Origin of the sequence: Bacillus sp. 007/AIA-02/001 (assembly GCF_004634455.1) — a bacterium.
In the GTDB taxonomy this organism is placed as follows: domain Bacteria; phylum Bacillota; class Bacilli; order Bacillales; family Bacillaceae_G; genus Bacillus_A; species Bacillus_A cereus.
Window position 1 is genome coordinate 26,973 of record NZ_SEIY01000013.1, and the last position, 24,281, is coordinate 51,253.

Below are 24,281 nucleotides of genomic sequence, written 5' to 3' on the forward strand. Positions count from 1 at the left end.
TACACTTTGTAGTTTTCACGGATATAAAAATATAAGGTGTTATATAAGCGACCTATACACTTCACGTAATCATTCAATACCCATAATATATCGAATAAATTAACAAATGTACATACATACGCATTAAAAATGAATAAACAGGGTCATTTTTTACATTTATTTAATGATAAATTGATAGGACATTATACTGGTAAATGCGCTTCGTATATTCCTTTAATCAATTAAAATCCTCCACCTTTTTATTTTCTTACAATTAATATATCGATTTAAAAAGAATTTAAAATCAAATAAAAGTATGAAAGTACATACTACTTTAGTAGTAATAGTAATCAATTGTATTTCAATTAAAATTCATGTGATTAGAGGATTCTTTTTATTTAAGAAGGAATAAATATTTAAAGAAAGCTAAATAAACAGTGTACATATTTATAGGGGAGAAGATGTAAATGAAAGTTTTTATAAAAAAATTTCCACCATTAGAAGTAGCATATATAAGACGAACTGGTAGCTACTTTGAACCACAAGATCACTGGGGAAAGTTACTGAATTGGTCAATTGAAAATAAACTTTATCCACCAGAGCAATCATTTATCGGAATATCATTAGATAATCCTGAACTTGTTGCAAGTCATAAGTGCCGGCATGATGCATGTGTTACGATTCCTGAAAACTTCGATAAAGAAAAGTATCATGATGTGCAATTTAAAAGATTAGATGGAGGTACATATGGTCTATACCAGTTCTATGATGAACCTTATAAATTAAGTGAAGCGTATCAATACATGTATGCAGAGTGGCTACCAAATAGTGAGTATGATGCAGATTATGATAGAGATAATTTAGAGTTTTGCTTAAATAATGTTGCTGAAGATCTAGATGGAAAGTTAAAGGTTAATTTATTTGTGCCAATTAAAAAGATATAAAAAACAAATAATTTCATTTGTAGCTTTAAAATGAAATTGGAATAGTAGTGAAAGAAAAACTTTTTTTGAAGATAATATTTCTAGCGTAGGAATTTAAGTATGTAGGTTGCAATGAAAGGAGAATCCACATGGATACATTTGTAAATGACAAGTTTTATGAAACGAGAGATCAATTAGTTGAGGAAATTAATTTGTTGAGTGATGCTCAATTTAATAGGAAACCAGATAAGGATAAATGGAGTATTGCACAAGTTTGTCATCATTTAGTTTTATTAGATGAGAGAGTTATAACAGTTATTTCATCAGGATTAAAAAAGTTAGATAGTACCCAAAATGAGCGTAAAGAAATTCACACTATTTTATTAGATAGAACGAAAAAGTTTATAGCTCCAGAAATGATTGAACCAAGTAAAGAACCATTTGAAGTGGAGCAAATGCTCAATATGCTAAACGAATCAAGAAAAGAATTGATGCGTTTCCTGAGTACAATAGAAGATGAGTCTATATTAGCGAAAAAAGCAGTGATGCATCCAGCTCTTGGAGAATTATCCCTTGATCAGTGGATAGAACTGATTTATTTACATGAACAGCGTCATATTTCACAAATAAAAGAGATAAAATTACTTTGTGAAATTGAAAAGTAAAAATCATTCCCTATTTATTGATGCGTATTATAAACAGGGAAAACGGTTGATTCATATTGATTCAGAAGAAAACAAAAATAGAATGAAATTAGTTGAAAGTAACCAATAAGCTTAAGAAAATATGAAACTATCCGATTTTCTGTATAAGTGTAACCCCGTCTTAAATGAAGAGCGGGGTTATTTTTTTGGAAGTATTTTCATTGAGAAGGAAATACTTCGACAATGAAATTCAAAAAAATAATCATCATAACATATTTTATATGCGAATTTTAGTAAATTGAAATAATGATTTTATGATGATGAATGATATGTCCTTATTTTGAAAGTACTCTTCACACGCTTAAGGAAGGGGTATTCTGTCAGGAAACGATAAAATACAATTCTGTTAGGGGATGTATGCAATTTATTCTCTTTATTTTGCAACAGAACCACCTTCAAAATTATCTTTTGTAGTTGAAGTTTCCTGAATAATAAGTTACATTTTTAAAGTTCAAGCAACTTTATGAAAGTACAAAAAGGGGAGAAATATTATTATTATGCAAAAAATGAAATGGAAGAACTATGTATGTTACTTTGTAATTCTATTACTGCTTGGAACAGCAGTAATAGTCAAACCACCTATCTCTAAGGCTGAGGAATCTGAAGTTAATATCACATTGTTAGGTACTGCAGATATTCATGGTAGATTTATGCCTTGGGATTATGCGCTTGATGGAGCAAATATGAGTGGAAGTTTGACGCAGCTTTATACGGTTATAAAGAAGGTCCGTCAAGAAAATCCAAATACCATATTAGTAGATGCTGGGGATACAATTCAAGGAAACTCAGTAGAATTATTCAACGATAAACCACAATCGCCAATGATGGTAGCGATGAATACAATGGGATATGACGCCTGGGCATTTGGAAATCATGAATTCAATTTTGGATTAGATACATTGAAAAAAGTTAGTGAGCAATATAAGGGAAAAACGTTAGCAGGAAATATTTATAAGGAAAATGGAGAGCGCTTTCTTCCTGCATATACAATTGTAGAAAAAGGTGGAATTAAAGTTGGGATTATTGGTATGAATACACCAATGATTAGTGATTTTGAAAAAGGGACAGATCACTTAGATGGTTTAGTGGTGAAAAATCCGGTAGAAGAGACGAAAAAGGCAATTAAGGAATTAGAAGGTAAAGCAGATGTAATGGTAGGAGTTATGCATATGGGATTAGAAAATGAGAATGGTATCCCTGGTACTGGTGTTCAAGATATTGCAAATGCTTGTCCGGAACTAAGCGCTATTTTTGCGGCTCACATGCATAAACTTGTAAAAAAAGAAGTTGTAAATGGCGTAATTATTACAGAACCAGATAAATATGGAACACATATTTCACGTATTGACCTTACTTTTACAAAGCAAGATGGGAAGTTGACTTTAAAAAATAAAACTGCTACCGCTATACCTGTAAAAAATGCTGATGGAACAACGATATTATCTGATCCTACACTTGAAGAAGCATTAACACCTTTTCACGAATATGCGAGAGGAGATGCAAATGTTGTAGTCGCTCAATTAAAGGGTAGAAATCTTGTTCCTGAAAATGAAATAAAGGGTATTCCAAGTGTTCAGATTCAAGAAACACCTTTATCAGATTTCTTTCATGAAGTCATGCTCTACTACAGTAAAGCGGATGTAGTAGCCCATCAAATTGATAATGATTATGCCCGTTTAGATACAGGTCCTATTAAGAAAAAAGATATTGCGTACAATTACCAATATGCCTTGGGAGAAATTACAGTATATAAGATTTCTGGAAAAGATTTAAAAGACTATATGGAATGGGCAGCAGGATATTTTAACTCATCTCGTGCCGGAGATGTAACCGTTAGCTTTGATAAAACCCGCCGTGCATCTAAATACAGTACGAACGATTTCTTTGGAGGCGTAAAATACGAAATTGACTTAACAAAACCATATGGAAGCAGAATTACAAATTTACGCTCTATTCGTACAAACAAACCAATCAAAATGAGCGATGTTATGACGCTAGGAATGAATGCATATAGAATGGAGGCTCTTCAGGCTAAAGGGGGAGCTTTAGAGGGGCGTAAGTTTGAACAAATTTGGTCATCTAAACAAGAGAATGCATTTGGAGAAACAGGCGGAACCATTCGTAACCTTGCTATTACATATTTAAAAGAGGTAAAGAATGGTGTATACACTCCAAAAGTTATGCGTAATTGGAAAATTACTGGTGTAGATTTACATTCTTCAGAGCATAAGGCTGTAGTTGATCTCGTGAATAAAGGGATTTTAGAAATTCCAAAAACAGAAGACGGAAAATACACAAATATAGCATCTATAAATACGAAAGACTCAATTTCAAAAGAAGAAATTGTAGCACTCTCACAAAAAGCAAATATTAATCCAAATGAGTTTAATCATACAAAGACAAAAGGTGAATTTTATAAAAAACTTAATAGGATTACTAAAAAAATATAAATTATAAGGTTTCTTATAGTAATTGTTATTTTAATAGCATTAAACCCACTCTTACAATAGTAAAGAGTGGGTTTTTATGTTGTTATTTAGATGTAAGTATACTTTTATTAGAATGAATATAGATAATTAATAACTAACCAATTGGATGAGCGTCTATAAGGATTCTCTTTTATTCGAATTAATGTACATATGTGTTCCGTTCATTATTTATAATATTGACCACAATTTATGTAATTTTGCATAATGTTACATAAATTTCGTATTTTCTCTTTTTTCCGACAGAAATAGACAGTATACTTTGTACAAGCTTTCTATTTCAAAAATTATACGAGGTGAAATAATGAAAAACAAAAAGACATTAACTAAGGTAGCATTAACAACAGGATTAGCTTTAACAGCTGTGGCACCATATGGCGTAGGTCATGCAGAGGAAACAGATCAACTACAAGTTCAAATTCAAGAGGAATCGTTCCGTTCGGGTGAACTTACACAACCGTCACAAAAGGCACCAGAAAATGTAGTAAAGGATGCACTTAAGGAGAAAACAGAACAAGCTCTGTCCCAAAAACAAGTCAATGGAGAAGCAGGAGTAGATTATAAAGTTCTTCAAAAACGTGGTTCGTATGATGGAACTACACTTGTGCGTATGCAACAAACATACGAAGGAAAAGAAGTATATGGCCATCAATTAACTGCACACGTAGATAATAATGGTGTTATTAAAAGTGTTTCAGGTGATAGCGCGCAAAATTTAAAACAAGAAGAATTGAAAAAACCTATTAATCTATCAAAAGATGAAGCAAAACAATTTATTTATACGAAGTACGGGAACGATCTCAAGTTTATTTCTGAGCCAGAAGTTAAAGAGGTTATTTTTGTTGATGAAAATAATGGACAAGCTAAAAATGCATACCAAGTTACCTTTGAAGCTGCAACACCAAACTATGTTTCTGGTACTTATTTAGTAAATGCACAAAATGGTGATATGTTAAAAAATATGGTACAAGAATCTAACTTAAAAGCCAGTGACAAACTAGTTGGAGCTTTAAAGAAAAGTAAACAAAGCAGTCTTACATCATTAACTGGAACAGGAAAAGATGATTTAGGTATTTCTCGTTCATTTGGTATCTCTAAACAAAGTAATGGCAAATATGCTCTTGCTGATTATACAAGAGGGCAAGGAATTGAAACATATGATGTGAATTACAGAGATATTACTAAAGAAGAAAGCTATTATCCTGGTACATTAGCGACTAGTACTTCGGCAACATTTAACGATCCGAAAGCAGTAAGTGCTCATTACTTAGCAACAAAAGTATTTGATTTTTATAAAGATAAATACAAGCGTAATAGCTTTGATAATAAGGGACAAAAGGTAGTTTCAGTTGTACACGCTTGGGATTCTGAAGAGACGAATGATCCGAAAAATTGGCAGAATGCATTAAGTGCTAATAATGGAAGTATGCTTGTATATGGCGATCCTATTGTTAAAGCATATGACGTAGCTGGACATGAATTTACACACGCTGTTACTTCTAGCGAATCTAATCTTGAATATTACGGAGAATCCGGTGCGATTAATGAGGCATTATCTGATATTATGGGAACATCTATTGAGAAATACGTAAATAATGGAAAATTCAACTGGACAATGGGAGAACAAACGGGATCTGTTTTCCGTGATATGGAAAACCCAGCTTCTGTTCCATCTTCACTTGGAGTACCTTATCCAGATGATTACAGTGAATTTAACGATTTTAATGGATGGGATCAAGGCGGTGTTCATTTTAATTCAAGTATTATTAATAAAGTTGCGTATCTCATTGCGAAAGGCGGAACTCATAACGGAGTAACTGTTAAAGGAATTGGTGAAGATAAAATGTTTGATATTTTCTATTATGCAAATACAGATGAGTTAAACATGACTTCTAATTTCAAAGAATTGAGATCAGCATGTATTCGAGTGGCAACTAATAAATATGGTGCGAATACAGCTGAAGTTCAAGCAGTTCAAAAAGCATTTGATGCAGCAAAAATTAAGTAATTTAGAAATATAGTTCTCATTCATATATTAATACATTATGAAAAACAGCTAATGTCATTTTAAGGATATTAGCTGTTTTTTTACGTAGCAATGTATTATTGAAAATAAAATGACTAAGCAATAATGAGGCGCTTTCTCTTTAAGAAGTAGTGACAAATCAATAAGGTTTAAAGTGTATAAAAACAGAAAATTAATAATATATTGACCTCTTAGTAGAAAGTCTATAAAATGAAAGCGATAACAAACGATTGCTTTAAAATGATTTCCCTGATCTTTTAGTATTTACAAATATATGAAGGCATAAACAAATCTATTTTTTTAAGCGTTAATGCAAACGCTTTCGTATTAAAAGGTCATTGAAATACATACGTAAAATAGCCAATATGGAGGTGAAGTTAAAGAGATTTCTAGATAAATTTAAGCAGTTTTATTCAGTAAAAGCATAATAAATCGTTAGTAATATTTGAAGAAAGGGTGTATGTGGTGCAAATTACAAAAAGATTAATTAACAAAACAGTTTTATTACTTACTTTAATCATTATGTTATCATCTGTTTTCTCTTTTCAGAGTGTGAAGGCAGTTTCAAATTCGAAAACAACTGAAATTATCATTCATTACAAAGAAAAGCTTGGAAATACAAAAGACTGGAATCTTTGGTTATGGGGAGAAAATGCAAATGGTTCATCTTATGAATTTACTGGTGAAGATGAATTTGGAAAATACGCGAAGATAAAAATAGACGGTGACTATAATCGTGTAGGATTTATAGTTCGAACAAATGAATGGGAAAAAGATGGTGGGGATCGTTGGATTGAAAATATAAAGGACGGTCGTGCTGAAGTATGGATTCTTTCGGGTGATGAAAAAGTATATAACTCTAAGCCTTCATCGGATCTCTCAATTCAAAAAGCAACTATTGATAGTTTCAATGAAATTACTGTAACGACTAATGTCCCGTTTCATATTAAGGAAAAGAAAATTGAAATTGAAGGCATTAAAATTAAAAATATTACTCCTTATGATACAAACAGTGGAGATATTACTAATAAGGTTAAAATAATTACGGAACAGAAAATTGATTTAAAACAAACATACAAAGTTAAAATTGAAAACTTAGCTGATACGAATACTGAAATTGGTAAAGTCATTCGTAGCGAAGAATTTGATAATTTATTTTATTATGGTGGCAACGATTTAGGAAATACATATACTCCGCAACATACAAAGTTCCGTTTATGGGCTCCTACTGCAAGCGAAGCGAAGTTAGTTACATATAAAAACTGGAACGATAAAATAGGTGCTGAAATAAACATGCAACAAGGTGAAAAGGGAACTTGGACAGCAGAACTAAAGGGGAACCAAAAAGGGCTCTTTTATACGTATAAGGTCAAAATTGGTGATAAGTGGGCTGAAGCGGTTGATCCATATGTGCGTGCTGCTTCTGTAAATGGCGATAAAGGTGCAGTCGTTAATTTAGAAGAAACAAATCCGAAAAAATGGAAAGCAAACAAAAAGCCAAAATTTAAAAATCCGGAAGATGCTATTATTTATGAGTTACATGTACGCGATCTTTCCATTCAACCTGAAAGTGGTATTAAACAGAAAGGGAAGTATTTAGGTGTAACAGAAAAAGGAACAAAAGGGCCAGGAGGTGTAAAAACAGGACTTGATCATATAAAGGAGCTTGGTGTTACTCACGTTCAGTTTTTACCGATATTTGATTATGCTTCAGTAAATGAAGAGACTTTAAATGAACCGCAATATAACTGGGGATATGATCCTAAAAATTTCAACGTTCCAGAAGGCTCCTATTCTACAAATCCTTATGAGCCAACTGTTCGAATAACTGAATTAAAGCAAATGGTTCAAACACTACATGATAATAATCTTCGAGTAGTGATGGATGTAGTATATAACCATATGTATAATGCTGCTGAATCTAATTTTCATAAGTTAGTTCCAGGTTATTATTATCGTTACAATGAAGATGGAACATTTGCAAATGGAACTGGAGTAGGAAATGATACTGCTTCAGAAAGAAAAATGATGAGGAAATTTATGATAGATTCCGTAACATATTGGGCAAAAGAATACAATTTAGATGGATTCCGTTTTGATTTAATGGGTATTCATGATTATGAAACGATGAATGAAATACGTAAAGCTGTTAATCAAATTGACCCTTCTATTATACTACACGGAGAAGGATGGGATTTAAATACACCTCTTGCAGCTGAGTTGAAAGCAAATCAAAAAAATGCAGAGAAAATGAAAGGGATTGCTCATTTTAACGATAATATACGTGATGGGTTGAAAGGTAGTGTATTTGAGGAAAAGGAAAATGGTTTTGTAAATGGAAAGCAAAACATGGAAGATCGTATTAAAAAAGGCATTACAGCAGGTATTGACTTTGATACAAATTCGTCTACCTATCAAGATCCTGAACAGGTATTAACTTATGTGGAAGCACATGACAATCATACATTATGGGATAAACTTGAGTTAACTAATCCAGGTGACAGTGAAGAAATGCGAAAACAAATGCACAAATTGTCTTCTTCAATTTTATTAACATCACAAGGGATTCCATTTTTACATGCAGGGCAAGAGTTTATGCGGACGAAATACGGTGATCATAATAGTTACAAATCTCCAGATTCAATTAACCAGATGGATTGGCTGCGCCGTGCAACGTTTAATAATGAAGTAGATTATATGAAGGGTTTAATAGAATTACGCAAAAAGTACTCAGCTTTTCGAATGACATCTGCAGAGCAAATAAAAACACACGTATCATTTATTGATGCTCCGAAAAATACTGTAGCTTATACAATAGAGGGGAATAAAAATGAATACTTTACAGTGGCTCACAATGCAAATAGAGAAGCTGTTGAAATAACACTTCCATCGAAAGGTCCTTGGAAAGTACTAGTAGATGGGAAGCAGGCGGGAAGTACACCACTTTATGTTGTCCATGACAATAAAATTAAAGTTCCTGCATTAAGTTCATTTGTCTTAAAAACAGAGAAACCGATTAAATAAAAGCGAAGAATGTGGAAATAAATACTGCATTGAGCAAATTTAACAAGGATTGCAAATAAAAAAAGCGAAATGAAGATTATTCTCACTTCGTTTTTAAAGTTAATGTAATATAATTTCACATACTGTAATTATATTACAATTTAATAAAAGAAATAAGCAATAGATTATTTCTTTTGTGACAGTAGGAGGAGAAGATATCTTTGAGTTTATTTATAAAATTACCTGAAATACATTCGTAATTCATATAATGTTTATTATATATTCGAACATATAACGAACTAGATGTTCGAGTTGTATTAATTCCTACAAATCGTTTAAAAATAACAAAGGCGTAAAAAGTATATGGAATTAAAATAGAGAAAAGACACCATTCAAGGTGTCTTTTCTCTATTTTGAATATGAAATGTAAGTAACTCGATTGTATGTAATAGTATGTGATATTTTCACACTAACTGATTAAGAAAAATTTAAAACTCTTTTCTTAATCTATTTGTAATGAATTACATCATAAAATTTTATCGATATAATAAATAAAACTTTCTCAATATTATTTGATTTAATAACTATATTCAACCGCTCTCCAATCCATTACAATAATTTCACATTGGAAATACATGAATATTCTCAATGTTATAAATGGTTTATACCTTATAGGATTACTATGGGAAAGGATGTGAAATATCCAAAAAGAAATCATTTTTTATGATGAAATAAAAAATTTTAATGAAGAAAAAGTTATTTCATTATTTTCAAGTTTCGTTAAAGTGCATGTATTTATAATCACTATGAGACAAGGAGCAGAATCCGAAAAAATTTTTGTAAATTAGAAAATTGCATTTCAAAAATAAGTTAAACGTTTATGGAGGGTTATATGAGCGAGAAAATTTATTACTGGTCTCCGATTAAGCATTGGGAGAAGTTGCATAATGAAGTTTTGATAGGGGAAATGAGATTTACAGGTATTCTGTCTGAGTGGTTTCCAGATTTTTATTTTATGGCTCAAAAAGGTGTGAAAATTAGTGAACTAGTAGAGCGCTTTTCGTTAGAAAATGTAGAAGAGACACAAAAAAACATAGAGCTCATGATAAAAAATCGTGTGTTAGTAAGTAATATATTACACCCAAGAGAAGTATTTTCTTCACAAGAAAAGATTTTTTCAAATCCATATAGCAACCAGATTCGCTTTTCTAAAGAAAAGTTAGATAAGTATATGAGTGAACAATTAAATCGCACGCACGTTGCTGCACGGTCGACCGAAATTCAACTTGAAACAACAAATGAGCTACCTACTATAATCAAGGAACGTAGGTCTTGTCGTCAATTTGATATGGAAAAACATATTAGTTTTTCGGAATTTTCCCGATTCTTATCAACTCTAAAACAGGTTAGGGAAGAAAAAATATACTATCATTACGCAAGTGCAGGCGGGCTCTATCCCATTGATATCTTTGTTTATGTAAAACCAAAACGTATAGAGGATATGAAAGCTGGATTTTATTATTATAACCCATCAAAAAATAGTCTTGTGATTGTAAACAACATTGATCAAGTAATCAAAAGTGATCATGAGTTAATTAATCAGGATTTATTTACTCAATCTGCCTTCTCAGTTTATTTGGTTTATAATGCGAACGCTTCCATCCCGAAATACGGTTCAGATGGATATTTATTTGCTTGTATTGAGTCAGGCATTATCACTGCTACCTTAAATATGGTTGCTGAGACATTAAATTTAGGGGTTTGTTCAGTTGGTCATATGAAATTTGAAGATATTCAGCAATTTTTATGTTTGGATAGTCATCAAGTGTTTCTCCATGGGCTTGAAGTTGGCTTGAAAATTAACGAGTAGAAGAAATGAATATTAGGGGGATAAAGATAAAAATGCACATTAAAGATCGAAGTTCGATTCATGAAAATAAAGAAGTAGAAGCGTTTTGGAAGGAGCAATTATCTTCCGAGATTCTCGATTTTTCTGTATTTAAATTTAATAGCGATTACCAACTAAATAAAGAAACACCTTGTGAATACGTTCAAGTCATAGTGAATGTAGAATTTAGTAAAAGTATACAAAAAATAAGTAAGTCTCAAGATTTATTATTATTTAGCTGGTTTCAAGCCGCTTTAAGGGTTTGTTTGGCACATTATACGGATCAAGAAAGAATTACTATTGGTATTCCTATAATTGAAAAGAATCTTGAACAAAGTGAGAATCTTAATAAGTTGATTCCTTTAGGAAGTGAAATCCAGCCGCATCACACCTTTAAACAATTAGTAAATGAGATTGAACAAACGACTTTATTCGGGTATGAAAATCAGGAGTATCCGCTCTCTGAATTATTAGTTAAACACAATTTAACTCCTTTTCAAATTGTAATCGGGATGGAAGGATTACATAATGAAAATTCGCTAGAAGAATACGCAGAGAATAATTTAGCCCTATGGATACGAAGAAAATGGAATGAAATACATAATGAATTTGAATTTCAAATTTCTTGCAAGTCCCGTTCATTCTCTTCTTTGCAACAGTTTGCCAATTCGTATTGTTATGTTTTAAAGCAAGTTTCTCAAAATCCGAATTTGGCATTGAAAGATATTTGTATTATTGCAGAAGAAGAAAAAGAGTTGTTAGAAGGATTGAATACTTTTCAAACGGGCATAGACTTGTTTCAATCATTTCAAGATTTGTTTGAAGCGCAAGTATTAAAAACTCCAGATCAAATTGCTGTTGTTTGTAATGATCAATCTTTGACATATAGAGAATTGAATAAGAAAGCGAATCAATTGGCTTCTATTCTTCAAAGTAAAGGTGTTTCAAAAGAAAGTATTATTGGCGTTATGGTAAATCGGTCATTAGAAATGATTATTGGTATGATGGGGATTTTAAAAGCAGGAGCAGCCTATTTACCAATAGACCCTAACTACCCAACTGAACGAATTGAATATATGTTACAAGATAGTCAAGCAAAATATTTACTTAGTAAGCGAACAGAGGAAGTATTGCCACAATTTGCAGGTGAAGTACTGTATCTTGATAAAGAATATCTTTTTCAAGGTGAAGAAAGTAATTTAGTACGAGAACATAATCCTAATGATTTAGCTTATGTTATTTACACATCAGGATCGACAGGAAATCCAAAAGGGGTAATGATAGAACAAAAATCGCTAGTTCATTTTTTAAATGTAATGAGAGAAAAAGTAAAAGCTAATCAATCGTTCTTGTTTCTTGCTAGTGTATCTTTTGATATTTCCTTGTTAGAAATATGTCTTCCTTTAACGCAAGGTTCAAAAGTAGTAATTGCTACAGAGGACCAGTTTGCAACAAAAGAATTGGCTCATTTGGTCAAAAAACATAAGGTGGATTTATGGGAATCAACGCCATCGCGAATGGAAGTGATTTTGAGTGATCCAGAAGGGGCGATTTTTCTAAAAGATTTAAAATCTATTTTATTAGCAGGAGAATCATTTTCCATTGATTTGGTTGAAAAAATTCGTTGTATCAGTGAAGCAACAATTTTAAATATTTATGGTCCCACAGAAACAACCATTTGCGCAACAGTAAAAGAGTTGAGCACTTCCAAAGAAGTTACGATTGGCAAACCTAACCCGAATTATCATTCCTATATATTGAATAAGTATGGCCAATTAAAACCATTTGGAATTCCCGGTGAACTCTGCATTGCTGGCGTAGCGGTAGCACGAGGGTATCTTGGTAAAAATAAACTGACAGATGAAAAGTTTGTACCGAGTCCTTTTGCGGCAGGGGAAATGATGTATCATACAGGTGATCTCGTTCGTTGGTTGCCTAATGGAGAACTTGAATATTTAGGTAGAATGGATCATCAAGTGAAAATTCGGGGGTATCGGATTGAATTAAGAGAAATCGAAACTCAATTAAGGGAATATCCAGAAATAAACCAGGCTATCGTTGTTGATCAAGTGTATGGAAATAGGAAATTATTAGCTGCCTACTATGTATCGGATAACAAGGTGTCTTTTGGTGAAATCAGAAAATATTTAAGTGATAAATTACCTGAGTTTATGATTCCTGAAAAAATGATTCAGGTAGAAGAGATTCCATTGAATCCAAATGGAAAAGTGGATAGAAAAAGATTGTTGGATATAACACAAACAGATTATGTATCAATTCCATACGTTGCTCCGCGCAATGAAATTGAACAAAAATTAGTGCGTGCATGGGAAAAAGTTATGGAGATCGAGGGAATCGGTATTCATGATAATTTTTTTGCATTAAAAGGAGAATCTATTAAAGCACTTCAGGTAATTAATTTATTAAGAAAAGACGGCTTAAAAATAAGTACAACAGATTTTTTTAAGCACCCCACAATCGCTCAACTGAGTTCTTGTGTAAAGCTAGAACATAAAGAGGAAAACCTTGAGAGTAGACCAACTCATGTTAAAGATTTGTCTAAGCCATTTTCCTTAACAGAAGTTCAGACCGCGTATATGATAGGACGGAATTCACAGTTTGAATTAAGTGGTATTTCCCCTCAAACATATTTTGAATATGAAACAGCATTGGATATCAATCGTCTTTCAAAAAGTTTTCAAAAGGTAATTCATCGTCATCCAATGTTGCGAGCTGTAATTTTACCAGAGGGAAAACAGCAAATATTACAAAGTGTTCCTGATTACGAGATTGAAATAGTGAGTCTCATAGATTTAGATGATAGGAATCACCATGCTCGCTTACAAGAAGAGCGTTCTCGAATGACTAACCATGTATTCCCTTTGGGGCAATGGCCTTTGTTTGAATTGAAAGCTTTTCTTTTAAAAGAAGACACGTATTTATTATGTTTTCGATACGATGCTTTATTAATGGACGGAGCAAGCATGAACATTGTTGGACAGGATTTGTTGCATTATTATTATAAACCAAATCAAAAATTAGAATCTTTATCTTTTGATTTTCAAGATTATATGTTTATCTATGATGAAATGGAACAAAGCGAAGAATATAAAACAGCAAAAGATTATTGGACAAGTAAGCTTTCTGACTTTCCATTTGCACCTTCTTTGCTGTTAAAAAAGGATCCAGCAGAGATTGCTACTCCTAAATTCCAATCACTTACAAAAATCCTGGATAATAAAAAATGGACAAAGCTACGAAAGTTAGCACAAGAGAAAGAGGTAACGCCTTCCGCTCTACTTTGTACAATATATGGTGATGTGTTGGCATATTGGAGTAATCAACGTCGATTAGCAATTAACTTGACTGTATTTAACCGTTATCCTGTTCATGATGAAGTAGAACAGATTGTTGGAGATTTCACATCACTTATTTTATTGGATGTTGATGTAAAACCAGAGCAAACTTTCTTTACTAGAGTAAAAGAAACGCAAGCTACTTTATTAGATGGCCTTGAACATCGTCATTACGATGGAGTTAACTTTATTCGAGATTTTACTCGATATCATCAAATGACGCCAAAAGCAGTTATGCCAATCGTTTTCACCTCGATGTTAGCAGGTGCAGGTGCTTTCTCTTGGGAACAACTTGGTTCTCTTCGTTATATTCATGCTCGGACTCCACAAGTGTATTTGGATAATGTAGTAATTGAAAAAAATGGAGAGTTATTAATTAGCTGGAACTATGTTGAAGAGTTGTTTGATGTTGATGTAATAGAAGCAATGTTTTCCCAATTTGTTGACTTATTGGAACAATTGGTGAAACAAAGCGATATAACATCTTTGCATATGAAAGAATCGGATCAAACTCTAATTAAGCAATACAATGAAACAACAGAAAAAATATCTTCAACTACTCTGTATCAATTATTTACAGACCAAGTAAAACGTACGCCGGATGAAGTAGCAGTGGTATTTGAACAAGAATGGTTAACATACTCGGAACTTCATAAACGTTCTAATCAAATTGCCCACTTCTTAAAAGAGCAAGGTATTGGTCTAGGTGACAAAGTGGGTCTTTTAGCAAAAAGGCGAGTTGACACAATTGTTAATATGTTAGGTATTTTAAAATCAGGTGCCGCTTATGTTCCGATTGATCCCGATCATCCTTTAGATCGCCAAACATATATTTTAAAAAATAGCTCATGCAAGCTTTTATTAGAACCTAGTCTTTATGAAGAAAATCATTTGTCATTTTATACAACAGAAGATATGCCCGCTATTGCTGGTCCAGAAGATATTGCCTATATTATATACACTTCAGGAAGTACAGGAAAACCAAAAGGAGTAATTATTACTCACCAAGCGGTTACAAATACTATTCAAGACATAAATCAAAAATATGAGGTGAATGAAGATGATCGTATTATTGGTATCTCTTCCATGTGTTTTGACCTATCTGTATACGATATTTTCGGAGCTTTAAGCACAGGTGCAATGTTAATAATGATTCGTGATCCAAGAGACATGCAAGAATTAATCCGCACTGTCGAACGTAGAGGGATTACAATTTGGAATACAGTGCCTGCAATCATGGATTTGGCATTGGATCAAGTAGGTTCTCATTTTGAATATCCTTCTTTACGTTTAGTTTTACATAGTGGAGATTGGATTCCGCTTTCTTTACCAGAAAAAATAAAAAGACATTTTCCAATTGCAGAAGTAGTTTCACTAGGAGGGGCAACAGAAGCATCGATTTGGTCAATTTATTATCCGGTCAAACAGGTGGAATCACATTGGAATAGTATTCCATATGGGATGCCCTTGGCAAACCAAACGTATTATGTGTTGAACTATGAAAAGAAAATGTGCCCTGTTGGTGTAATTGGAGATTTATATATCGGGGGAGTGGGCCTTGCTAAAGGATATGTAAATGATGAAAAGAAAACAAATGAAGCGTTTGTGTCACATCCTGATTTTGGTCTTATATATAAAACAGGAGATTGTGGAAAAATGCATTCTGAGGGATATATTGAATTTTTAGGCCGCCAAGATTACCAAGTGAAAATTCAGGGATATCGAGTAGAGTTAGAAGAAATCTCTCATTGTCTTCTAACTTATAAACAAGTCGAACATGCTGTCGTAATTGATCAAACAGATGAGAACGGAATAAAATTTTTAGTTGCATATGTGGTAACTGAGCAAAATATTAGTACAACAGAACTACGAAAGCATTTGCGAGATCACTTGCCAGATTATATGATTCCTTCTTATTTTGTTTATTTGGACCAATTACCCCTGACTCCAAACGGGAAATTAGATAGAAAAGCGCTACCTACTCCGGAGAAACAAAAAAATGAAGTATTTATTGCCCCAAAAACTGAAATGGAAAAAATATTAACTAGTATTTGGCAAGAAGTACTCAAAATAGATCAAGTTGGAGTAAATGATCATTTCTTCGCCTTAGGTGGAGATTCGATAAAAGCGATTCAAGTGTCCGTCAGACTGTATCGACAAGGATTCGAGCTTGAACCAAAAAATATATTTTCATTTCCTATATTAAGGGACATGGTTCAATTTGTTAAAAAGCTAGACCAGTTTTCAAGTTCACAAACAAATGATGTAAACATAATGAATGATAATAAAGCTACATTACTAAATGTTAAAGATAAACAACTTAATCAACATACACTTAACAAAATACAAGAAAAAATGCCGGATATAAAAATAGAACGTATTTACCCGTTAGCACCTTTCCAGGAAGTTATTTATGAGCATGCTACGAATGAACCTGATACAAATGCATATTTTGAACAAACAATTTGGGCACTTGAGGGGGAGCTGGATATTAAACTCTTTATTCAGTGTTTCCAACAATTAGTTGATCGTCATGATTCTTTAAGAACAATAATTGTGCAAGATGAACAAGCAAAACCTTGGCAAGCTGTTCTATATGATGTTCAAATAAATTCAGAAATAAAAAACTTGATTGAGATGACGAAACAAGAACAGCAAGAATTCCTAAAACAGTGGATGAATGAAAATTTAAGTCGAGGATTTAAAAATGATGAACTTATGACACGTCTCTGTATATTCCAACTAGGTAATAACGAGCATAAAGTAATTTGGAGTTCCCATCATCTATTATGTGATGGTTGGAGCGTCAGCATTTTGATAGACGAATTATTCCAGCTCTACGAAACTACAAATGCTGGAACTACGGCGGGGTTACCCATGGTAAAACCTTTTGAAACATTTATAGATTGGACTTTGGCACAAGATCATGAGAAAGCACGTCATTTTTGGCGAGATTATTTATCAGGATACAATCAGAAAATTAGTATTCCTAAAAAGAAAGTCCCATCTAAAAGTGAAGGGTTAAACTTCACTTTTATGGATTTAACATTAGACAAGGATTTGACTAATCAGTTACAGACATTTGTAACTAAAAATAATATAACTATGAATACGGCATTACTAGCTGTATGGGGAATATTGCTTGGCAAATTCAACGGAACGAGAGAAGTAGTATTGCCTAATCTAGTATCAGTCAGACCTCCCGAAGTAGAAGGAATTGAAAATATGTTCGGTCTGTTCACAAATGTTTTGCCTATCCGATTAGCATGGACAGAAACGCAATCTTTTGTGGACTTCCTGCAAAAGGTACAACTAGAGACATTGAAATGTAATGAGTATGCATACTATTCATTTGTTGATATACAAAAGCAAAGTGAATTAAAAACTGAGTTGACTGACCATCTTTGGGTTTTTGAAAACTATCCAACTAATCCAGCAATCTTTTCTTCAAATGAAAACAGACATTTTGCTATCACGGATTACGAAGTTGTTGATGAGCCACATGTAAAGTATGGAATTATGTGCTTCCCTGAAGAAAGACTTACAATAAAGTTTGGATATGATCAAACCGTATATGAAGCAGAGAAAATACAGGAAATATTAAATCACATCCATGGGTTAATCAACACGATTCTTCAAAATCCAATACAAACAATTTGTGATTACAAATTATAAAAAATGAAAAGGCGAGCAAGAACTCGCCTTTTTAAATAGAATAGGAGTAAATCAAATGACAAAAAAATTACAGTTATCAGCCGAAGAGATGCGTCAGTTAGGATATCAAGCGGTTGACTTGATTGTTGATCATATGAATCATTTAAAAAGTAAACCAGTTTCAGAAACGATTGATAGTAATATTTTTAGAGACAAGCTAATTGAAACGATTCCGGAAAACGGATCTAATCCAAAAGAATTACTTCATTTTCTTAATAACAATGTGTTTAATCAAATTACTCATGTGGATCATCCTCATTTTATGGCTTTTGTGCCAGGTCCTAATAATTATGTTGGTGTATTAGCAGATTTTTTAGCAAGTGGGTTTAATGTATTTCCTACAGCTTGGATAGTAGGTGCAGGTGCCGAACAAATTGAATTAACGACAATTAACTGGTTAAAATCAATGCTAGGATTCCCTGATTCAGCTGAAGGACTATTTGTCAGTGGTGGTTCCATGGCTAATTTGACTGCACTTACTGTAGCGAGACAGGTCAAGCTGAATAATGACATAGAAAATGCGATTGTTTATTTTTCTAACCAAACTCATTTTTCTGTAGATCGAGCACTTAAAGTATTAGGTTTTAAACAGCATCAAATTTGCCGAATTGAGACAGATGAAGACTTAAAAATTTCAGTTAGTACTTTAAGAAAACAAATAAAAGAAGATCGATTAAAAGGGAAAAAACCATTCTGTGTTATTGCTAATGCAGGGACAACGAATTGCGGAGCGGTGGACTCCCTCGATGAATTGGCTGATGTATGTGGTGATGAAGATATATGGCTACACGTGGATGGGGCTTATGGGGCTGCAGCAATTCTCAGTGAAAAAGGAAGGGAGTTATTAAGTGGAATTCATCGTGCCGATTCTTTAACGTTAGACCCGCATAAATGGCTTTTTCAGCCTTATGATGTTGGTTGTGTACTTATTCGAAATAGCCAATATTTAAGTGAAACATTCCGTATGATCCCAGAGTATATTAAGGATACAGAAACTAATATAGAAGAAAAAGTGAATTTTGGGGAACGTGGAATTGAACTTTCTCGTAGATTTAGAGCATTAAAGGTATGGCTTTCTTTTAAAGCATTCGGAGTTACAGCTTTTCGTGAGGCAATTGATCATGGCATTATGCTAGCTGAACAAGTTGAAGAGTTTTTAAGGAAAGAAAAAGATTGGGAAGTAGTAACACCTGCCCAATTAGGAATTGTTACTTTTCGTTATATTCCATGTGAGCTAACATCTACAGATACAATTCATGAAATAAACAAAAAATTGGTGGAAGAAATTAATCAAAGAGGATTTGCTATGCTAAGTACGACTAAATTAAAAGAAAAAGTAGTAATTCGACTTTGCTCTATCAACCCAAGAACCACAAAAGAAGAAATACTTCAAATCATGATGAACATAAAAGCATTAGCAGAGAAAATAAACACATCGCCTAAACATCTTATATCTGTTTCTCAACCTTGATATATTAGGCGGATTTTACATATTAATAGCCGATTCTTATTTAGAATCGGCTATTATATTTAAATGATAAATACATATATACTATTTATAAGTGTTTCTCTTGTAATGGGATTAAGCCTCAACCTTGGATACTCGTTTGAAACCAGTCTTTATTGCTTGTACTATTTCGTTCACAGCATAAATAGATACATCGGCATTTGGATTTAACCCTTCAAACCAGTGATAGGCATTTGGATATAAATGAAACTCCACATCAACACCAGCTTGTGCTAGTTTGCTTACATAGGTTAATGTTTCGCTGCGGAATGGATCTAATTGACCAACAAATGTGTAAGTATACGGTAAGTCACTATAATCCTCAGCTCGAGAAGGTGCTGCATAGGCAGGGATTTGATCCGTTCCATACATTTCTCCTAAATACATTTTCCAGCCAGCTTCATTTGCCTTTTGGTTCCAAACAAATCCCTCTTTAATTTCATTCGCTGAAGGTGTATCATTTCTGTCATCAATCATTGGATATAGTGGTATTTGTAAACAAATTGAAGGATATTTTCGATCTCGTGCTAATAATGATAATGCTGCTGTTAGTCCACCGCCAGCGCTTACTCCTGCAACCCCAATTCGATTCGAATCAATGTTTAATGACTTTGCATTATCAGCAATCCATTTTAAAGCTGAATAACAATCCTCAATTGGTGCTGGGTAAGGGTGTTCAGGTGCTAAGCGGTAGTCTACAGACACGACCACACAGCTAGCTTCTTTTGCAAACCTCATACAAGTATCATCGTTATCATCTATAGACCCTAAGATATAACCTCCACCATGTATCCATAATAAGACAGGTAAAGATTCATGATTTGATTTTGGACGATAAATTCGTAATGGTAACGGATTATCATCAGGCCCAACAATGACTTTATCTGTTAAAGAAAGAGAGTCATCAACAACGGTAGGTGGTCTCATTTGAGCTATTCCTTCTCTGATTGATTGCAAATTTTCTGGGCGTAAATCGAGATCCGGAAACATCTCTAATCCTTGTAATAATTCTGGATTTACTCTAGTTTTCATTTTAGCACCTCTATTTGTAATTGTTTTCAAATAAATGAAGTGTATTCTAAGTAGTTTAATTGTGAAAGAACACCACAATTAAATTGTAAATTGGATATGTTATAACGGTCAACAGAATATTCGGAAATTAAAACCTTTCTCAAGAAGGAGTTTCATGCAATCAATAATACAAGTAGTGGATTTAAGAGCAAAGTGGTTTAATGTCGTTGTAATTATGTACATTAGAAAAATTTATTTTTGAGTCTAGAAAAGGATTAGATTCTTTTCTAGACTCATGAAGAATTATGAAAAGCAAAATTTTATAGATAGTTATCTTAAAAATAAACAAAGAGAGAAGAACTAGCCAATGTTCTTCTCTCTTTTTCATATGTAATTAGGGTATCCATAACTGTAAATACGGATGGTATAGATTTATGGATGAATAATTTATTTTTAAATTAATAACGTAATACATAAAGATTTTTGTATGTAATATTGCATATACAGGGACCACTGGTGAAAATGCTGAGCAATGTTTTTCCATATGGTAAATTAGTTCCTTATTTATTTTATTTCATTTTCAATCGTGTAAGGCTTGGGGCTAAGGTTTACAAAGGTGACTAGTAAAAAATATAACAATATAAGTATAAGATTTTGTACTTAGTAATCTCGCGATTTAAGGCATGACATTGGATAAGTGTGGGGAGTTCAATCGATTTTGAATAAAATCAATAGTATCAGTTGCAATTTTTTTACGTTTAAGAACGATCCCGGCATGCCCACATTTATAAATATATCGTGGAGGTCTTTCCCAAGATTCCCACAAGTAGTCTGTATCCTCAGAATGCACATATAGATCATGCTTACCTGAAATTAATAAAATATTTTCTTTTTTTACTTTTGGCAATGCTTGACTCGGTTCAGTGATTTTCCAATAATCTATTAAATCATCATACGTAACACCATGATGTTCCAAGTCTTCTCTAATAAATTTACCTGGAGTTGTATTCCAAATCGAATAAGAAAGTCGATTTGCATAGAAAATGGATGCTAATACATCAATTTCTTCTTCAACAAGAGAGGTTAAGTTAGTAATAAATCCGCCTAAACTAATTCCTATTAGAATCAGGGGCCCCTTTTTATTTGCTTTAATCCATTTAATCAAAGCTCGTAAATCAGCTACCGCTTGTCTAGTTGCTTGTAATGTTCGTTCAATATTTGCACTTACCATATACTCTCCACTGAATAAGGATTGATCGGGTTTTCTTTCAAAATGATAGGGTAGAGTGAAATAATACATATTCCACTTCAGGCTGGTCATATGATCGTGGAATATTTTTTTCACACGTTCGTTAGAATCCATTCTCCAACCGTGAACAAAGATAACATGAGGTGCATTTTCATTTTTATGTAAGAATAATTCCCCAGTTACAGAGTCGTTGTGTGAATCACCGGATTGAACCGAACTTTTATAGTTGAATTGCCCAACTATGTATTCATTTTCCTGCTTTGAATGCTTAATGTCAAAATGAAAATGTGATGGTTTTACTTTATAAAAAGATTCTATGTTCTTTATATTTAATGAAGTGTTAGAAAGGGAAGTAAACTGAAACGCTACACTTCTTTTTTTGTGTAAATCATATAAGGCGTACCGATCAATGAGTTTTGAAAAAATCAAATTAACCTCCTCCAAAATACATATTGTTTAAAACATAGACAAAATTTATGTTTTAAATTAATTAGGAAATATTCTCTTTTCCTAATAGTAGGTGCTTGAATTATAAAAATAGGTGATAAATTTGCATATTATATTATAAAGCTTACAATAAATAATTTATACTAAAATTTAAGAAGTAAGTTAATATTCTTATCCTTATAAAAGAATGTTAACTTGTTTCTTTTCTTATTAAAAGATGTAATTTCTATGAGGAACTTAACAATTCCCATCTAGATATTCACAAATAGCTTCTCTATATTTATTGTATAGAAATTATACAATAAATATATTTTTTATATTATATACATTAAATTAAGCTTAACCTCTCTTTTCTATAAGTCTCTTAAATTGACTAACTCCTTACCAATATTCAAAAACGACTGCATTTTTGAATTTGTGTTCTAGTTTTTCTTGAACAGGTAAATGAATAACTACACATAAACTCCTTATATCTCTAGTTAAACTACCGATTAGCTCCATATAAACTCTAGATAACCTATATAGAATACAAGTTATCAAGGAGGTAAGAAAAATGAATTTTATGAAACGAGCAATTCTCAGTATGAAAAAAAGGATAGGAACATCATTAATTTTGATGGCAGTTTTTCTGATTGTTACAAATTTGGTTCTTTCAGGTTTCACAATCCAAAATGCATCAAAAAAAGCAGCGGATGCTGCAAGAAAAAAACTTGGTGCAGATGTTACTTTAGGTCTTGATTTCGACAAAATAGGTCAAAAAGCTAAGGAAACTGGAGAAATGCCAAATCCGCCGCAGCTCGATGCAAAAGAAACAGATCAATTAGCGAAGTCCAAGTATGTAAAAGATTATAATTACATAGCTAACACTTTCGGTATTTCTGATGGGCTTAAACTAGTAGGAGCTTCAGAAGGAGAAGAAGAAGGAAAAGGTAAAGTGGGAATGACGGCTGCGCGAGGCGGTTCAAGCTCTGGTACAGAAATAGATATGAATGCTTCTTTTATGATTGAGGGAGTTCGCAAGACTGCATTACAAGAAAGCTTTAAAAACGGAAAAAGTAAAATCATTGATGGAAAACCAATAACAGAGCAAATGAAAGATCAGAATGTAGCTTTAATGGAAAAACGATTAGCGGAATTAAACAATTTGAAAGTAGGAGACAAAGTTAAAGTACAATCAGGGGATAAGAAGGAAACTCTTGAGGTTGAAATTATCGGCATTTACGAAACAAATGAGCAAGCAATGGGTCAACAGGCTCCTCCTATTATGGATCCAGCTAATAAACTATATATGCCGCATTCAACTATGAAAAAATTAGAAGTAGACCAAGGTATAAGTAGTGGTCAAGTCGTGTATTTCTTGAATGATCCACAATATATTGATGCATTTAAAAAAGAAGCAAAAAAATCTAACATTGATTTTAATTATTATAAATTAGATGCGCATGATTCATTGTACAAGCAAATGATTGGTCCTATCGAAAATATCTCTTCGACTTCTCAAATGATTATTTATATTGTATCGATTGCAGGTGCAATTATTTTAGGATTAATCATTATGCTATCAATTAAAGGACGTCGTAAAGAAATGGGAATTCTATTGTCTATTGGAGAGAAAAAGTGGAAATTGATAGCGCAATTCGTAGTAGAAGTAGTGTGTGTCGCTATTTTAGCATTTGGATTATCCATAACAACAGGAGCTAAAGTTTCTCAATATATCGGGGATAATTTACTTTCGAATGAAATTGCTACTGCAAGCGAAGAAACAGATACTTCGCAACATGGTACTGTAATGATGGCTGGATCTGGTGGTACTCTACAAAACCAAAAAGAAGATCCAATTGATAAAATTGATGTAAGTGTAACAGGAGAAGATGTAGGGAAAATGGGTGGAATTGGACTGGCTATTGCTATAATAGCAACGCTTCTTCCATCATTATCTATTCTACGTTTAAACCCAAAACAAATTCTTTTAAAAGATGAATGAGGAG

Annotated in this window: 11 protein-coding genes; 9 read left to right on the forward strand and 2 right to left on the reverse strand. The window is 32.8% G+C overall.

Annotation, left to right across the window (positions count from 1 at the left end; translation table 11 throughout):
- Positions 1-446: 446 nt before the first annotated feature.
- From ES895_RS21455 to ES895_RS21490, 8 genes are all read left to right on the forward strand, one after another.
- A complete protein-coding gene (locus ES895_RS21455) occupies positions 447-923 on the forward strand; it encodes an AraC family transcriptional regulator (protein WP_135238625.1) in 477 nt (158 codons plus the stop codon).
- Positions 924-1,051: 128 nt separating this feature from the next.
- On the forward strand, positions 1,052-1,567 hold the full coding sequence (locus ES895_RS21460) for a DinB family protein (protein ID WP_097813679.1): 516 nt from the start codon (positions 1,052-1,054) through the stop codon (positions 1,565-1,567).
- Between the two features lie 536 nt (positions 1,568-2,103).
- Entirely contained in the window at positions 2,104-4,056 is a 1,953-nt protein-coding gene (locus ES895_RS21465) for a bifunctional metallophosphatase/5'-nucleotidase (RefSeq protein WP_135238626.1), read from the forward strand.
- Positions 4,057-4,396: 340 nt separating this feature from the next.
- On the forward strand, positions 4,397-6,100 hold the full coding sequence (locus ES895_RS21470; RefSeq protein WP_000791453.1) for a M4 family metallopeptidase: 1,704 nt from the start codon (positions 4,397-4,399) through the stop codon (positions 6,098-6,100).
- Between the two features lie 483 nt (positions 6,101-6,583).
- Positions 6,584-9,142 carry a type I pullulanase gene (gene pulA / locus ES895_RS21475; protein ID WP_135238627.1) on the forward strand — a complete coding sequence of 853 codons (2,559 nt, stop codon included), beginning with the start codon at positions 6,584-6,586 and terminating at the stop codon, positions 9,140-9,142.
- Between the two features lie 871 nt (positions 9,143-10,013).
- A complete protein-coding gene (locus tag ES895_RS21480) occupies positions 10,014-10,991 on the forward strand; it encodes a SagB/ThcOx family dehydrogenase (protein WP_135238628.1) in 978 nt (325 codons plus the stop codon).
- 32 nt (positions 10,992-11,023) lie between these two features.
- Positions 11,024-18,040, forward strand: a complete 7,017-nt coding sequence (locus tag ES895_RS21485) for a non-ribosomal peptide synthetase (RefSeq protein WP_135238629.1) — start codon at positions 11,024-11,026, stop codon at positions 18,038-18,040.
- A gap of 55 nt (positions 18,041-18,095) precedes the next feature.
- A complete protein-coding gene (locus ES895_RS21490; RefSeq protein ID WP_065703944.1) occupies positions 18,096-19,550 on the forward strand; it encodes a pyridoxal phosphate-dependent decarboxylase family protein in 1,455 nt (484 codons plus the stop codon).
- A 111-nt stretch (positions 19,551-19,661) separates the two neighbouring features.
- Here ES895_RS21490 and ES895_RS21495 read toward each other — a convergent pair whose 3' ends face one another.
- Both ES895_RS21495 and ES895_RS21500 read right to left on the reverse strand, forming a co-directional pair.
- Complete coding sequence (locus ES895_RS21495) at positions 19,662-20,618, reverse strand: alpha/beta hydrolase (RefSeq protein WP_135238630.1); 957 nt, start codon at positions 20,616-20,618, stop codon at positions 19,662-19,664.
- Between the two features lie 655 nt (positions 20,619-21,273).
- Positions 21,274-22,275, reverse strand: a complete 1,002-nt coding sequence (locus ES895_RS21500) for an alpha/beta hydrolase (RefSeq protein WP_070757840.1) — start codon at positions 22,273-22,275, stop codon at positions 21,274-21,276.
- Positions 22,276-22,846: 571 nt separating this feature from the next.
- On the opposite strand from ES895_RS21500, the gene ES895_RS21505 reads away from it, so the two are divergent.
- Positions 22,847-24,277 (forward strand): ABC transporter permease, encoded by a 1,431-nt coding sequence (locus tag ES895_RS21505; protein ID WP_001010214.1) that lies wholly within the window; start codon positions 22,847-22,849, stop codon positions 24,275-24,277.
- The last annotated feature ends 4 nt before the right edge of the window (positions 24,278-24,281 follow it).